The following is a 13,832-nucleotide window of genomic DNA, read 5'->3' on the forward strand; positions in this document are numbered from 1 at the left end:
CTGATAGGTTGGCCATGAAAACGGGCACATAGGACGTGCGCCCCTGGCACCTCGCTAAGGGAACTCCTATGGCCGATCATACGCTGCTCAAGGCGTCTGCGCTTCCGTATCTCGAAAACCAGATCTCGAGCCAAGTCGGTGCGCTTGGCACGTCTCTGACAAATAACCTGAACAACGGACGCATCTGGCACACCTCGGATAGCAATCTGGCGAACCAGACGCCGCCGGCCGGCACCGATCAGGTCAGCGTCGCGACGAATGCGGGACACATTACCTGGCGCCGCATGGCTTCACCGCCGGGCACGCCCGACCCGGCCATCCATGTCCAGACGGCGGATGGCCTGTGGTGGTATCTCTCCGAGGACACGGCCGCCATCAAGGCGCGCCTGACCCTCGCGGAGTCCTCGCCATTCGCGCTGAATGTCGGTTCGCCCAGCGGCCAGGCGATCCCGGCATCGCGCGCCATGGCGCTGACGCATGTCAATGGCGCCCAGATATGGGAGGTGACTGCGGCACCGAGCGACGGGATCGAACTGGACGATCTGAAACAGTCGAGCGACGGCCGCTGGTGGCTTCGCGTCCTCGACACGCGCCAGTCCGAGTTCCGGACGCCGCGGCTGTTCAGCAGCCGCGAGGATGCCGCGACGCTGCTGGGGGCCAATCCCCCGCCGGCGCAGGTCCATCGCGTCTTCAGCGTCGAGGGGGATCGCCTCAATGTTCGGTCCCGCGCCGAGCCGAACAACGACCCGCTGTTCCCCGGCACGCCCTATTGGGGTGTCGAATACTCCCTGCATCTCGGCGGTTCCGCGGCTCATCCGATGATCGTCGGCGAGCCGGACACCTTCGCCAAACTGAAGGCGGACTATGGCGTTGCCGCGGACATGGAAGTCAATTGGCAGGTCAGCGACACTGGGGACGGCGCCCAAGGCTGGTCGGTGGTCGGGTCCGGCGACACCTACACCGTGCCAGAGGGGCTGCTCGGCAGGTATCTGCGCTTTCGGACCCGAGGCCCGGCCACCAACATGGGCTGGGCGATCTCAAATGTGATCGGTCCCATTGTCGCCGGCGCTCAGACCGGCACGCCGCTGGACATTGTGTCGAGCGTCCGGGGCTATGGTGCCTCGCGTCGCCGGACCCCTCGCCTACACGCCAGCCTGCCCGAGTTTCACGATCTGCGCGACGGTGCTGGTGCGGCGCCGCCGCTCGACCTCTACCGGGATTATTCGCTGACCGTGGGCACCGAATGGCTTGGCCAGGTGACAGCGCCGCTGCCGGTGGCGGCCTGCAATCTGCTGACCACCTACACGCCGCCAGAGAACGTGATCCATCCCTGTGTCGTTGAAACGTTCAGCGAGTTCTGCGGCTGGCGATACATCTGCGCCATCACGGCCTATCCGACCGGGCCGTCGCTGGAGGATCCATTCGTCTACGGCTCGAACGACCGGGTGAACTGGACGTTCCTGGGCGGCGCACCGCAACCGCTCGCGATGAAGCCCGCCGTCACCGGCGCTTATAACAGCGACACCTTCATCACCCACGATCCGCGCACCGGTGAGTTGATCGTCGGCTGGCGGCTCTATCAGCCCCGATCCGAGGGCGACACCAGCGAGGCCAATTCGGATGTGGTGCTGATGTGTCGCACGACCCGGAACGGCTATGCTTGGTCGGAGCCGCGGGAAATCATGCGCATCGCGGCCGATCAGCAGATCATGCTGGCGCCGACCGTGATTTTCGACCCCGCCACCGGGGTCTGGCACATGTGGGTCATCAACCGCCCCGTGATGCATCACTGGACCGCGCCGTCTCTCTATGGCCCGTGGACGCTGGACGGCGCCACCACCGACCTGTCGGGATTCACGACGCCCCATCATCAAGAGGTGAAGTGGATCGGAGACAAGCTCGGCTGTCTCCTGTTCGACCGGGGGAATGGGCAACTCTATTTCGGCGTGTTCGAGGACGGATCGTGGACCCAGATCGCCTGGAACATGACCGGCGTGCTGAACCCGCGCCCGGCTTCGCTCTACAAGGCATCATTTGTTCCGATCATTGATGCGGGTGCAAGCACGGTCGCCATGGATATCTGGTGGACGGAGGGAGCAGCCGGCCCGGCTGGCGGCACATCCACGGGGCACGGGCGACGGCTGCAATATGGCAGGACGAATGCCGCGCCAGTCACGATTCAGGTGCAGCCGTCCGAGACCGAGGCCGCGATCCAGATTGCCGCTGGCGTGCGCGCCGAGATCGACGCTCCCTATGAAAGCGTCGCTCGGGACCAGGGCGATGAGCAGGTGGCCTGGTGGGCGTGGGACGACGATGACCACGCCATGCTCGGGTGGTCGGCGACGGGTCTGCGCGCCCATCTCGATGACTGGACGGTCGCAGATGCGGTCCCGCGTGCGTTGAGCATGCCCGATCTGGAGGTGGATGCCGCGACCGACGAAGGGGCCGGGGTCCGCGTGCTGGAGCGGGACGAGGGCGACCGTGCGCTGCGGGTCATGCGGGCGGATGGCCAGGACATGATCATGTCCGAAGAATTCACGCGCCGCGAGATCCAGAAAGCCGTGGGCCTGGGCCTGCTGGACCCTCACGGCAACGCCCTGTCCACCACCGCATGGCAGGCGATCTCGGTCAACGGGCAATCGCTGTCTGTCGGCGGCCCATGGAGCGGTAGCGCGGTCACAATGGCAGAGTTTATGGCGCGGGTGGACCCGACACATGCCCTGATGCTGACGGGCACCGTGCGCGGCGACGCTGTGCCAATCACGACTCTCGATATGCCGCGCTCGCAGGGTTACAACACCTCGGTGCCGGCGACGGGCGTCGCGGCCGCCACCCCGTCCACGTCAGTCGTGTCGGCCGCTGCGCCGCTGGCCTATATCGTTAACGCCTATCGGCGCGACCTCGGGCTGCCGATGGTGCCGATCATCACGCAATGCCATGGTGTCAGCGGCATCACCATCGAGGATCTGGACCCCGATCCAGAGACCGGCAGCGGCTCGACCACGGCATGGGGAAACCTCGAATACTGGTATCAGCAGGTCGTGGCGCAAGCAGCGACGCAGGGCAAAACGCTGACGGTCCCGTGGCACGATTGGGTGCATGGCACCTCGGCGCAGTCCTATCCAGCCGGGCAATACGAGGCTGCGCTGTGGCGTTATCAGCGCGACATGCGCGCGTTGCTGGCGAGCCTTGGCGCCGAGGGGCCGGCCCTGTTCATCATGTCGCAGCCGGCCGGCAACGCCAACACGACGCATGCATCCGCCAACTGGTTCGTCTGCGACGAGATGCTGGCCTTCTGCGAGGCCGGCGGCGGCGTGATGGCGACCCCGGAATACGCCTACCAGATCGCCGACAATAACGTGCATCCTGACGCCTATTGGACCATCCAGTTCCAGGAGGTGAAGGGCCGCGCTATAGCAGAGGTCGAGGCGGGACGCCCCTGGACCATTCATCGGCCGAAGGCCCGGGTCACGGGATCGCAAATCGTTCTGGACTTCGACAGCCTGCGCCCCGGCGAATACCTGGTGCTGCATGATCCCGCCCGCTACGGGGGCGAGGGAATCGACGCCTATGCCGGGTTCGAAGCCCTCGGCGCCGCGATCACCGGCATGCAGATCCGGGGCCGGCAGGTCATCCTGGACTGCGACGCGGCCCCGACCGGTGTCCGCTACGCCATGCAAAAGCAGAACGTCACCGGCTTTGCTGGCAACATGTGGACCGCGCATCGCGGGCTGCTGCGGACCTCCGATGTCTGGCCGTCAAAACTGTTGCCGGGCGTCGATCTCTACCGCTGGGTGCCCAGCTTTACCCTGACCTTCTGAGGAGACAGATATGCGCATCAAGTTCGACTTCTCGGCACCCGAGGGCACTCATTTCGGAGTGGTCAAAACGCTGGAGGAATTGCTTGCCGACATCCCGGCGCCGGTCGATTATTGGCATGCCACGGCCGACAGCGTAACGAATACAGACGGCCGGGTGTCGGCCTGGACCGGGGCGCTCGGCCGGCAGTTCATCCAGGCCACAGCGGCGCGTCGGCCGACCTATACCGGCAACGGCCTGCGCATGTTCAATGCCGCGGGTGATGCGGCCGAGGCGACCATGACCCTCGGGGGCGAACAGATCGGCGCCGCCCCATCGCTGACCATTGCCTGCAAGATCCGCATGTCGGCCGCCGCCGTGGCTGTCGATAGCCAATACATCTGGGTCTGCCCGACCCCGCTGCACCGGCTCATGTATCGCTACACCGCCGGCAACAACTACCTCCGCGCCCAGGTGCTCGCCACCAGCAACAATTTGGACCGCGACGTGCCGGCAGATGTCGCGGATATCGGTGCCGTCTATGTCGCCTCGGGCTCCGACTACACGCTGCACGTCCCCGGCATGGCCCCGGTCTCCTATGCGGGCGCGGAGGGTGCCAATCTGCCGAGCCTGATCCTCGGCGGGATTTCGGCTACCTCGCCCTCGCTGCGGGCCTGGATGCAGCGCGTCGGGGTCTGGCGGCATGTCCCCACGACCGATGAACTCGATACCCTGCTTAAATGGGTGGAATGAGACGCGGCGGGATGCGGACCCTTTGCACGGGTCACCGCATCTGGTAGAACCACACCATACGGGCACATAGGACGTGCGCCCTTGCTTCACCGCAAGAGGACATGTCCATGCCGGATTATTCCGACACCACCGCCGATCAGCAGGGCTGGAAAGCCCTGCCTGTCCCGACCGAAGACGTTGCGGCGCAGTGCCGCATCGCTCCGCTTCGCGTCACCTTCAAGGCCGCGCCGGGCGACACCGCGGGCTGGGTTCTGCAGCCCGGCGAGGCGATCCCGATCAAGAACGGCCAGGCCGGGTTCATCCGTCCTGAAACCGCCCTGGGCGGCGTGCTGGTGATCGAAAGCATCGGCTGATGTTCCTGATCGGCGGCAAAGATCCGATATGGCGAGGCGCGCTGTCCGCATCGACGCTCGGCCGACGCGGCGGCGGCGCGGTGCCGGCGCGCGTGACGGTCCCGGCTACCGATGGCCTCGGCTTTTCAGCGCACAGTTTCCTGCAGCAGGCGGTTGACGGCGGCGACTTCGGCAATCTCGGCGCCTATTGGACCGGCGACCTCCACATCAACTATGACGGGTTCAGCAGTCTGAAATCCCGGTGGGATGCGGACGGCGCTGACCGGACGGCCGATTACAGCGGCGCGCTGATCGTTACCGAGATCGGCGATCTGGAAACAGGACTGGCCGACCCCGCCAGCGCCCAAGGCATCGAGACCCTGCAGCACCTCTATTGGTATGCCCTGACCGCGCAGGCCAAGGGCTGCGCGCTGATGGGGATCTATATCCCGCATAGCCCCGAGGGTGTGAACATCGACGCCGACGCGCTTGCCAAGGTGCAATATTGGCTCAACTGGCTGCGCGCCCGGCCCGAGATCACGATCCCGGTCTACGCCATTCCGGTGCCGGTCATGGTCCGCGCGATGATCGAACAGTTCGCACCGGCCAGCGTCTATGCGGACGGATTGCACCTGAAAACGCCTGTGTTTCCGGCCCCGAACCAGATGAACAATGCCATGGGCCAGATGGTCCGCATGTTCCTGATTGGAGAACGCCCCGAGGACGACGCCGGCTGGAACGCCGAGATGATCGGGCTGGTGAATACCGCCTGGGACATCCTGAGCGATTACGAAATGACCGGTCTCGGCGGCTCTACGGTCATTGGGCCGTATCCCGTTGCGACCAATCCCCTGCCGAGCCCGGAGCCTCCCCCATGAATGAGCCGAACTGGTTCGACCAGATCATCGTCAATGCCGCCCTGGTCGGGGCGTGGATCACCGGCGAAGCCGGCAGGGCCGCATTGGCGGGCGCGGCTGGTGGCTTGGTGCGCTGGCTCATGTCGGAGCGTCGTCGCATCCGGGATGGCATCGTATCGATCATCGTCGGCACGCTCATGGCTCGCTACGCCACGCCGATCACAATGGCCGTTCTTGAAAGCTGGTTCGGCGAGATGAAGGGCGATGTGCAGAACACGGCCGGTTTCGCCACGGGGATCATCGGCATGAGCCTCGCCAAGCTGATCATGGGGATGTTCGAGGCCCATGTCCGGCGCATCAACGGTGGGGGGCAGCCCGATGCCTGATTGGCTGCGCTGCTGGCTACGCGAGGAACGCAAGACTTGGCTCTTTGGCGGCGCGTGCGTCGCCGCATGGCTCATCATCTGCTGGATATAGGAGGTCGAATGTCAGCGCACATCAACCGTATCGTGATGCATCACAGCGCCGGCGCGCTGGAGCCCTCGGCCTTCGACTTGCAGCACTATCACCGCATGGTGACCGGTTCGGGCAAGGTGCTGGACGGCAAGTTCCCGATCAGCGCCAATGCCATCGGCCGGAAGCTGGCACCGGGCACCTATGCCGCGCACACCCGCAACCTGAACGGCGGCGCCATCGGCTTGGCGCTGGCGGCCATGGCCGACGCGCAATGGGGCGACCCGCGGGCTTGCCGGGCGTTCCCGACGCGCCTGCAGATGGATGCCTTCATCGTCGAAGCCGGCCGATTGTGCCTCGAATATGGCATCGAGGTCACACGCCAGACCGTGCTTTCACATGCCGAGGTTCAGATCACGTTGGGCGTGACCCAGGCCGGGAAATGGGACTTCGACTATGACCCCTACGGCATCCTGGACAGTCGCGACCCGGTGCTGATCGGGGACATGCTGCGCGAGAAGATCCGCGCCGCCATGGGCGCGGCGCCGGTGGTCGCGACGCCTGGCCCGGCTCCGACGCGCCCCGTCCTGCGCCGCGGCTCGACCGGCGCGGATGTGGGTGACCTGCAACGACTGCTCGGCATCACCCAAGACCGCATTTTCGGCCCGGCCACCCAGGCCGCGGTCATCGCGCACCAGAAAGCCCATCAGCTCCTCGCGGATGGGATTGCCGGCCCGGCGACTTGGGCCTCTCTCGAAAGGAACTGACATGCTGCTTTTCTCCCTGCTGGCCATCGTGGCCATCACCGTCGCCGCGCTGATGTGGTGGGCGATCCGCGAGCCCGGCGGCCGTCCTCTCGCCTATGTGCTGATTGCGCTGATGCTGGTCCCGCTTCCGGCCGCCGCCGGCGCGCTCGATACCTTCATCGCCGCCGCATCGCCCGGCATCATCGACCTGATCGGGCTGGCGCTGACCGGGATCATCGGCTGGGCCGCCGCCGCCGCGCGCCGGAAATGGGGCATCGAGATCGAGGCCCGCTATCGCGAGGCGCTGCATTCCGCACTGCTGACCGGCGCGCAGCTGGCGATGAAACACGAGCTGACCGGCAAGGCCGCCATCGACCTGATCCTGCGCTACATCAAGCAGAGTGTGCCCGATGCCATCGGCAGCCTGAAGCCGAGCCCCGAGGTGCTGACCGATCTGGCCAAGGCAAAGCTGGAGCAGGTGGCGCAGGCGAAGGTGAAAGAAGCCACCGGCGCTGCCGTGGACGCGCTGACCGGCGCGCTGCGCAAGGCTGGCTTGCCCGCGACGTGATCACCACCACAGGACAGAGAAAAGCCCCGCACGAAGCGGGGCTTTTGCTTTTGGGGCTATGCAAAATTCAGGCCGGCATTCATGCTGGCGCCATGTGCAATCTATTCACAACGCGGCCATCTGCCGATGAGGTGCGCCAGATCTTCCCGGCGCGTGACCGCACCGGCAACGCGCCATGGCATGAGGATGTGTATCCCGACCGGCTGGCGCCGATCATCCGGCACGGCGAGGACGGTCCAGAGATCGCACAGGCGCGGTGGGGCATGCCGACGCCGCCGAAGTATCTGCCTGCGTCGAAGCGCGACAGCGGCGTGACCAATATCCGTAACGTATCGTCGCCGCACTGGCGCCGGTGGCTCGGGCCGGAGCATCGATGCTTGGTGCCGGTGGTGCGCTTCAGCGAGCCGGGCAAGGACCACAAGCCAGTCTGGTTTGAGCCGGTCGATGGCGAGCCGATCTTCTTCGCCGGGATCGAGACGCGGGGCTGGACCTCGATCCGCAAGGTCAAAGACGGCGAGACCACCGATGATCTGTTCGGGTTTCTCACCTGTCAGCCGAACGCCGAGGTCGGGCGGATCCACCCCAAGGCCATGCCGGTGATCCTGACCACGCCCGGCGAGTGGGAAGCGTGGCTCACAGAGCCTTGGGAAACTGTCAGAATGCTTCAGCGGCCACTACCAAGCAATGCGCTGAACGTTCTTTCCTCCGCCGTTTAATAGACGCCCATTTGTCGAATACCCTAAGGCAGTAGATCGAGAGAAAAAATTGCGGCTGAAGTCAGTTACAGTTGAAAATTTTAAAGCGATAGATAAGGCTAAGATCGACTTGGCGGATGTTACTATTCTTGTGGGGCAGAATAGTTCGGGAAAATCGTCGTTCCTGCAGGCGTTGCATTGGGCGTGTAGGTGTGTTGCTGATCCGAAAGTCCAAAACAACCAGGCCCGAAGTGTAGCGGCGCACGCACTGGACTATTTCCCGACACCGGACGCCAAGGTGGTTGGTCACAATAAGGAGTTGAGAGAAGGTAGAGGTGATCTAGAAAATATATCGGTATTTGTTACTTTGGAGGTTGACGGAAGTCAGAATACCGTTGGTCGAATACCAATTAAAAGAGGTAGAAACGACGCTATTCAAATCGACCTTCGCGGCGAAAGTCGGCTGCCCGGAGATTTATATATACATCTAGCTGATAGAAAAAAACCATTTTCGGCTTACATCCCGGGATTGGCTGGCATACCGTCAAGGGAGGAGAAGAAAAGTAGACAGCCGGTCTTTCGTAGTGCGGCGAGCGGGGACGCAAATAGCGTTTTGAGAAATATACTGCTTCTCATAAAAATGGAAAACGAGAGTGGACTGGAATCTCTTTGTGAATGGGCATCAAAAATTCTCGGTCCGACAAGGATAGAGGTTCGATTTGATGAGGGCGACAACTTCGATATAGAAGCTGTGATTAATACGGAAAATATGGGTGCAGAGTACTTTGCTCCATTAGAACTCGCTGGAACTGGAGCCCTTCAGGTCATACAGATTTTTGCTTATCTGATACTTTTCCGGCCAAGCGTTCTTCTTATCGACGAGCCGGACGCACATTTGCACCCTGATCGACAGGAAAAGTTAATTAGGGCTATCGAAGAAGCCGCAAGAGACTTCGATACTCAAGTTATCCTAACAACTCACAGTCCCCATATAATCAGAACATCATCATCAGACGTGCGTTTGGCGTGGCTTCATAATGGCGGAGTTGCTCAGAACCAACACAAAATTCGCGAGCAGATGGGGTGGGGGCTTTTGGATAAATCAACTCTGTTGATTACGGAGGACGAGAATACACCATTACTGCAGGAGATTTTGGATCAATGGCCGCAGTGCAGCAGAACAACAGCAATCTGGCCTGTATATGGCGTGGAAAACCTGCCTAGCGCGGAAGGGGCGAAGGCGTTGAAGTCAATTTTAGGCGTTTCCAAGTTGATAATACATCGCGACGGCGACTTTATGACCAAGAAAGAAAAGGACAAGCTGGTTTCTAAATTCGACGATAGTGGATGTGATCTTTGGGTTACGGGACCGTCTGATATCGAAGGTTATCTATGTAGCAGGGAACATCTCATCGATAGCCTTGGAATTTCAGAGGAGGAAGCCGAGGATGTCTTGTCGAAGGCTTGGAATGATGCGAAGGACAGGAAGAAGTTCCAAGAAAAGCGGGCTCAGATAAATAAAAGTGATAGATTCTACCCCGGCGGTTCGGGGACGCCTAGCCATGAGGAAGTGTCTCGTGAGCTGGACCGTGATTATTACGCGGGGACCGTTATGGGGAAAAAGTTACTCAAAGCTGTCGCGGCAATAGTGCACAAAGAGTATAAAATCGGTCTTCCCGCTTTAATGAAGCTTCCCATTAATGGAGAGATTGCCAAGGATCTGAAGGAATTACTGCAAAAGAAGTCTTGAATGGCTTTCCTTGTGCCTAACCTCGCTCAAAGAACCCCGGATGCGGCCGGTTGAGACCGAACCGGATCGTCCCCGGCCCGAACCGTTGGTTGATGAAATCCGCTGCAGCCGAAGCGCGCTCGCCTCGAGTCTGCTCGGCCGGTGCGACAGGCAGCAGCAGATCGCCAGTGCGTGAGGTCAGGAAGTCCACGTCGCCCAGATGCACGCCGATGGCAGCCAGCTTTCGCCGGCGGATCACCGGCCACGCCTGCCGCCAAAGCGCGCGGTTGATCCGCATGAATTCCAGCGTGTCCTGCGTCGGGGCGCAGCGGATGGACCGCGCCCACGCCGCACCGCCCATCGGCGCGAGGTGCAGCGCGAAGCTGCTGGCCACCCGCCCGTCACGCCGCAACCGGGCGGCGGCCTTCTCGATCAGCCAGCGCGAGACGAGATAGGCTTCGGCCGGGGCCCTGAACTCGGGCGCCAGAACCTTGCTGTTACCGAAGCCGCCGCGCTGCGTCTTGACCAGGGGAATGGGCTCGCCCTGCAGCGATCGGACGAACCGCTCACCCTCGACGCTGCGCCATATCGCCCGGGCGTGGCGCGGGTCGAGGCGGCAGAGCGACATCATGTCCCGAACGCCGGCCGCCTCCAGTCGGGCGCGCATCGAGCGCGAGATGCCGGGCAGATCGTCCAGCGCCAGATGCGCGATCCGGTCGGGCATGTTGTCGGGGCCGAGATGCTGGCAGCCGTTCGGCTTCTCCAGCTTGCCCGCGATCTTGGCCAGCAGATGGTTCGGGCCAATCCCGGCCGAGAAGCGCAGGCATTCCCCGACCTCGGCCGCCACGGCCGCCTTTAGCCGTGCCACCAGCGCGCGGGCGCCGGCAAGCTCGGTCGCGTCCCCCGACAGCACGATCTGGAACTCGTCCACCGAACGGATCCGCTCCAGCTCTGCAAACCGGTCCAGCACGGCCGCCACGCGCAGATTGAACCGGACATAGAGCCGATGCCGCGAGGGCAGGAACACGATGCCGGGGCAGAGTGCGCGCGCATCCGGCACGCTGGTCCCTGTTTTCACGCCGAAAGCCTTGGCCTCATAGCTGGCCGCGACGCAGCAGCCTTTCTCATTCTCCATGGCGGTGATCGCCACCGGCCGGCCGCGAATCGCAGGGTTCAGTTGCTGCTCGACCGAGGCGAAGAAGCTGTTCATGTCGATGTAGAGCGTGCGGAAAGGGCCCATTTCTAACGATTTCTGATTGTGGTGTTCCGTGCCGTTTGTTCTATAATTGTTCTCATACGGCAAGAGGACGAAATGGACAGGAAGCAGCAGCTCGGAAACGTCGCCTTCGGCGGGGCGTGGTCGGAACAGATCGCCGATGATGAGGCGCTTGAGGCGGCCATGCGGCGCCTTGATGGCGCTGTCATCGACACGTTGGCCGAGGACCTGCGCGGCGATCCCGAACTGGAAGCTGCACTGGCTCTTGCTGCCGGCGCGCACCCAAAGGGCGCGATGCTGGCCTCTGCATGGGGCAGGGCTCTTGGCCAGCCGAATGGCGGCCTGCGCTATGCCGAACTGAAACGGATCGCAACCGCGCTGCGGATGGGCATCGGTGCCCGCCTCCAGGCGCACAATGAGGGAGAGAGACGATGCAATTACGACCGCTGAACTGCAGGCTTATGGCCTATGACGCGACGCCGGAAGATCTCATTGCCGAAGAACTCAGTGTCGCCATCCCCGGCAGCGAAGTGAAGGGCATGCGTCATCTCGGCTTGGATCGCTGGATGGTCGATGTGCGCAAGACTCGTCACGAGAAGCCCATCACCGTCTGGGTGCAGACGAGCGTCGTCGATGACACGTTCCTGCAAATCCAGATCGTGGATCAGCCGTCGCTGGCAGGGCTGTGACCCGCCTCTTTCAAAAGAAAGCCCCGGTGTTACGCCGGGGCTTTAGCATTTCAGGCACCGCGCCCCCAGGAGTCGAAATGGGGCCGTGCCATGACGGGGTTGTGGTTGCCATAACCGGGCACTCGCCGTCTGATCCCAGATGCTTCGGCGAGACAGTAACCGCCGGGCGCATCCCGCCCTATTCCACCTCGGCCCCGCATTTATCGCAGGTCAGGGGGTTATTCTCGCAAGCGCCGCAGGGCGGGCTGACGTGGCAGCTGCACCCCTCGACCTCGGGCCAGCCCATCGTTCCGCCGCATCCGTCCCGGTTGCAGATCGCGCCTTCTTCCTCGCCGGGGGCGCCCGCCTCGATCTCGGCCAGGTGCCGGTTCAGCGCGTCGAGGTTGCCGTCTGTCGGGCCGATCCTCATGCCGCACCGCCTTCACGGGCCGACACGGCCGCCGCCGGATCTTGCCGCAGATAGTCGAGGCCGGGGTGCATCGGATCGACAAGCGCCGTCAGGAACGCGCGCAGCATGGCGTGCGTCGCGCCACCCTCGCAACCCGGGTGCCGCGCGAACGCAGCCGCCCCAAAGGAAGCGGCCAGTGCGATCAGGTCAGCAGCGATCTTCTCGGCCTCTGACAGCTGCGCACCGTCCATGAACCTGTCGTGCAGCCCCAGCAACTCGGCCGGCGTCATCTTCGCCACGTCGATCATGCCGCACCGCCTTCCTGGTTTTCGTCCGCGTATTCACCGGCCGTCAGGCCCTGTTCGGCCTGCAACCGCTTCTGCCGGGGCGAGCGGTCTAGCCAGGCGTGATCGCCTTCGGCCTTTGCTTCCCGGTCCCAATGCGCTTCGACCGACTCGGTGCTTTGCGACCCGTATCCGTCGCCCCAGCCGCGCCCATAGTTCGCCATCGTCTTTCCTTTCACCTCGGCACCACCCGGCCATCGGGCATGCGTTTGAACTTCAGCGCGGCCCAGCCCCCGACCGGGACGCGCGGCTTTTCTTTCAGCCCTAGGTGCTTGGCCCGGACGCGGGCGACCTTGGCCTTCTCGGCCACGTCGCTGGCGGTCTTGGGCTTGTGGCAGAAGGGGCAGAGGGCACGCAGGTTGCGTTCCCGGTTCTCGCCGCCGTTCACCAGCGCGCGTTCATGGTCGAACTCAGGCGGGCAGGCGGGGCCGAACTGCCGGCCGCACTCGGCGCAGCAGTCGCCCTGCCGGTCGAGGATCCGCAGCTTGACGCGCCGAGGCGGGGCCGTCTCGGGCCGCGCGCCCCACCATTCGGGGACGGGGCGGCTCATGCCGCCACCCGGTCAATGTTCCCCAGCACCGGGCGGAACGTGACCGCAACCACCCAGGGGTTGCTGGCCCAGGGCGCGCGCTCGGCGTTCAGGCTATCCCAGAGGGACCGGAAAGACGCGATAGCCGTGCCGCACTTGCCGCCGCGATCCAGATAGTCACGCCATGCAATGACGTTCCCCCGGGACCGGTCCTGGCCGTGCTCGATGCCCTCGGCCCGTGCGTCGTCCTCGCTGATGTCCTGCAACCGCTGCACGCGCACATCGGTGACGTGCAGGGTCAGGCGGCTCGCCCAGCGGGGCATGTGGATGCCGGGGCGGTTCGGGCCCTTGGGGGTGACCGGGTGCGCTGGCTCTGCCTCGTCAGCAGCATACCAGAGCCCGCCATTGTCGCGGAGCCAGAAGGCCGGATGCAGGCAGCTTGGGGCCAGACCGTTCGCACACGCGCCCGCTGCCCACGCCTCGCGCACCCAGAGTCGGTCGTCGGGGGAATAAGGCAGGCGCACCGACCGCCCGGCATGTCCGGTAGAGCCATCCCACCAGCGGACATGTCCAGAAAGTCCGCTGATCTCGGCTTGGGTATAGCTCGCATGGAAATGATCGCTCGGCCGCTTCAGCAGCCGGCGCGTCTGGGTCTTGCCGGTGCCGGGCGCCCCGATCTCTCGCAGGATCGCGCGGACCATCGGCGCGGAAAAGAGGATGGGACGGTCGGTCATA

At 63.7% G+C, this 13,832-nt stretch carries 17 protein-coding genes; 11 read left to right on the top strand and 6 right to left on the bottom strand.

Translation table 11 applies throughout. The features are described 5' to 3' along the window. Positions 1-68 precede the first annotated feature (68 nt). The 9 genes from LOS78_RS01895 to LOS78_RS01935 all read left to right on the top strand — a co-directional run bounded on the left by LOS78_RS01895 (position 69) and on the right by LOS78_RS01935 (position 9,952). Positions 69-3,821, top strand: a complete 3,753-nt coding sequence (locus tag LOS78_RS01895; RefSeq protein ID WP_230376637.1) for a hypothetical protein — start codon at positions 69-71, stop codon at positions 3,819-3,821. Between the two features lie 10 nt (positions 3,822-3,831). Then, positions 3,832-4,551, top strand: coding sequence for a hypothetical protein (locus LOS78_RS01900; RefSeq protein ID WP_230376638.1), 720 nt, complete (start codon positions 3,832-3,834; stop codon positions 4,549-4,551). Between the two features lie 107 nt (positions 4,552-4,658). Then, positions 4,659-4,904, top strand: coding sequence for a hypothetical protein (locus LOS78_RS01905; RefSeq protein WP_230376639.1), 246 nt, complete (start codon positions 4,659-4,661; stop codon positions 4,902-4,904). Next, positions 4,904-5,761 (top strand): hypothetical protein, encoded by an 858-nt coding sequence (locus tag LOS78_RS01910; protein ID WP_230376640.1) that lies wholly within the window; start codon positions 4,904-4,906, stop codon positions 5,759-5,761. Before LOS78_RS01905 ends, LOS78_RS01910 begins: the two co-directional genes overlap by 1 nt. Continuing rightward, complete coding sequence (locus LOS78_RS01915) at positions 5,758-6,126, top strand: hypothetical protein (RefSeq protein ID WP_230376641.1); 369 nt, start codon at positions 5,758-5,760, stop codon at positions 6,124-6,126. Before LOS78_RS01910 ends, LOS78_RS01915 begins: the two co-directional genes overlap by 4 nt. 99 nt (positions 6,127-6,225) lie before the next feature. Beyond that, complete coding sequence (locus tag LOS78_RS01920; RefSeq protein WP_230376642.1) at positions 6,226-6,960, top strand: peptidoglycan-binding protein; 735 nt, start codon at positions 6,226-6,228, stop codon at positions 6,958-6,960. Position 6,961: 1 nt separating this feature from the next. After that, positions 6,962-7,507 (top strand): hypothetical protein, encoded by a 546-nt coding sequence (locus LOS78_RS01925; protein WP_230376643.1) that lies wholly within the window; start codon positions 6,962-6,964, stop codon positions 7,505-7,507. Then, positions 7,504-8,223, top strand: a complete 720-nt coding sequence (locus LOS78_RS01930) for an SOS response-associated peptidase (protein WP_230376644.1) — start codon at positions 7,504-7,506, stop codon at positions 8,221-8,223. Before LOS78_RS01925 ends, LOS78_RS01930 begins: the two co-directional genes overlap by 4 nt. Positions 8,224-8,272: 49 nt before the next feature. Beyond that, positions 8,273-9,952, top strand: a complete 1,680-nt coding sequence (locus tag LOS78_RS01935; RefSeq protein ID WP_230376645.1) for an ATP-dependent endonuclease — start codon at positions 8,273-8,275, stop codon at positions 9,950-9,952. Between the two features lie 16 nt (positions 9,953-9,968). Here LOS78_RS01935 and LOS78_RS01940 read toward each other — a convergent pair whose 3' ends face one another. After that, positions 9,969-11,141 (bottom strand): UMUC-like DNA-repair protein, encoded by a 1,173-nt coding sequence (locus LOS78_RS01940; RefSeq protein ID WP_230376646.1) that lies wholly within the window; start codon positions 11,139-11,141, stop codon positions 9,969-9,971. Positions 11,142-11,243: 102 nt separating this feature from the next. Here LOS78_RS01940 and LOS78_RS01945 point away from each other — a divergent pair, with 102 nt between their 5' ends. Together LOS78_RS01945 and LOS78_RS01950 are read left to right on the top strand one after the other, a co-directional pair. After that, positions 11,244-11,597 (top strand): hypothetical protein, encoded by a 354-nt coding sequence (locus LOS78_RS01945; protein ID WP_230376647.1) that lies wholly within the window; start codon positions 11,244-11,246, stop codon positions 11,595-11,597. Then, a complete protein-coding gene (locus tag LOS78_RS01950) occupies positions 11,579-11,836 on the top strand; it encodes a hypothetical protein (protein WP_230376648.1) in 258 nt (85 codons plus the stop codon). Before LOS78_RS01945 ends, LOS78_RS01950 begins: the two co-directional genes overlap by 19 nt. Positions 11,837-12,014: 178 nt before the next feature. Here the strand turns inward: LOS78_RS01950 and LOS78_RS01955 are convergent, their stop codons facing one another. Genes LOS78_RS01955 through LOS78_RS01975 form a run of 5 tightly spaced genes read right to left on the bottom strand, consistent with a single transcriptional unit; the run spans position 12,015 to position 13,831 of the window. Further along, the gene (locus LOS78_RS01955) at positions 12,015-12,245 is read right to left on the bottom strand and encodes a hypothetical protein (protein ID WP_230376649.1); all 231 of its coding nucleotides are present in this window, start codon (positions 12,243-12,245) and stop codon (positions 12,015-12,017) included. Then, positions 12,242-12,532 (bottom strand): hypothetical protein, encoded by a 291-nt coding sequence (locus LOS78_RS01960; protein ID WP_230376650.1) that lies wholly within the window; start codon positions 12,530-12,532, stop codon positions 12,242-12,244. Before LOS78_RS01960 ends, LOS78_RS01955 begins: the two co-directional genes overlap by 4 nt. Further along, positions 12,529-12,732 (bottom strand): hypothetical protein, encoded by a 204-nt coding sequence (locus LOS78_RS01965; RefSeq protein WP_230376651.1) that lies wholly within the window; start codon positions 12,730-12,732, stop codon positions 12,529-12,531. Before LOS78_RS01965 ends, LOS78_RS01960 begins: the two co-directional genes overlap by 4 nt. An 11-nt stretch (positions 12,733-12,743) precedes the next feature. Beyond that, positions 12,744-13,118, bottom strand: a complete 375-nt coding sequence (locus tag LOS78_RS01970; protein ID WP_230376652.1) for an HNH endonuclease — start codon at positions 13,116-13,118, stop codon at positions 12,744-12,746. Continuing rightward, positions 13,115-13,831, bottom strand: a complete 717-nt coding sequence (locus LOS78_RS01975; RefSeq protein WP_230376653.1) for a hypothetical protein — start codon at positions 13,829-13,831, stop codon at positions 13,115-13,117. Before LOS78_RS01975 ends, LOS78_RS01970 begins: the two co-directional genes overlap by 4 nt. Position 13,832: the final 1 nt, after the last annotated feature.

Origin of the sequence: Paracoccus sp. MA, assembly GCF_020990385.1 — a bacterium.
GTDB lineage: Bacteria > Pseudomonadota > Alphaproteobacteria > Rhodobacterales > Rhodobacteraceae > Paracoccus.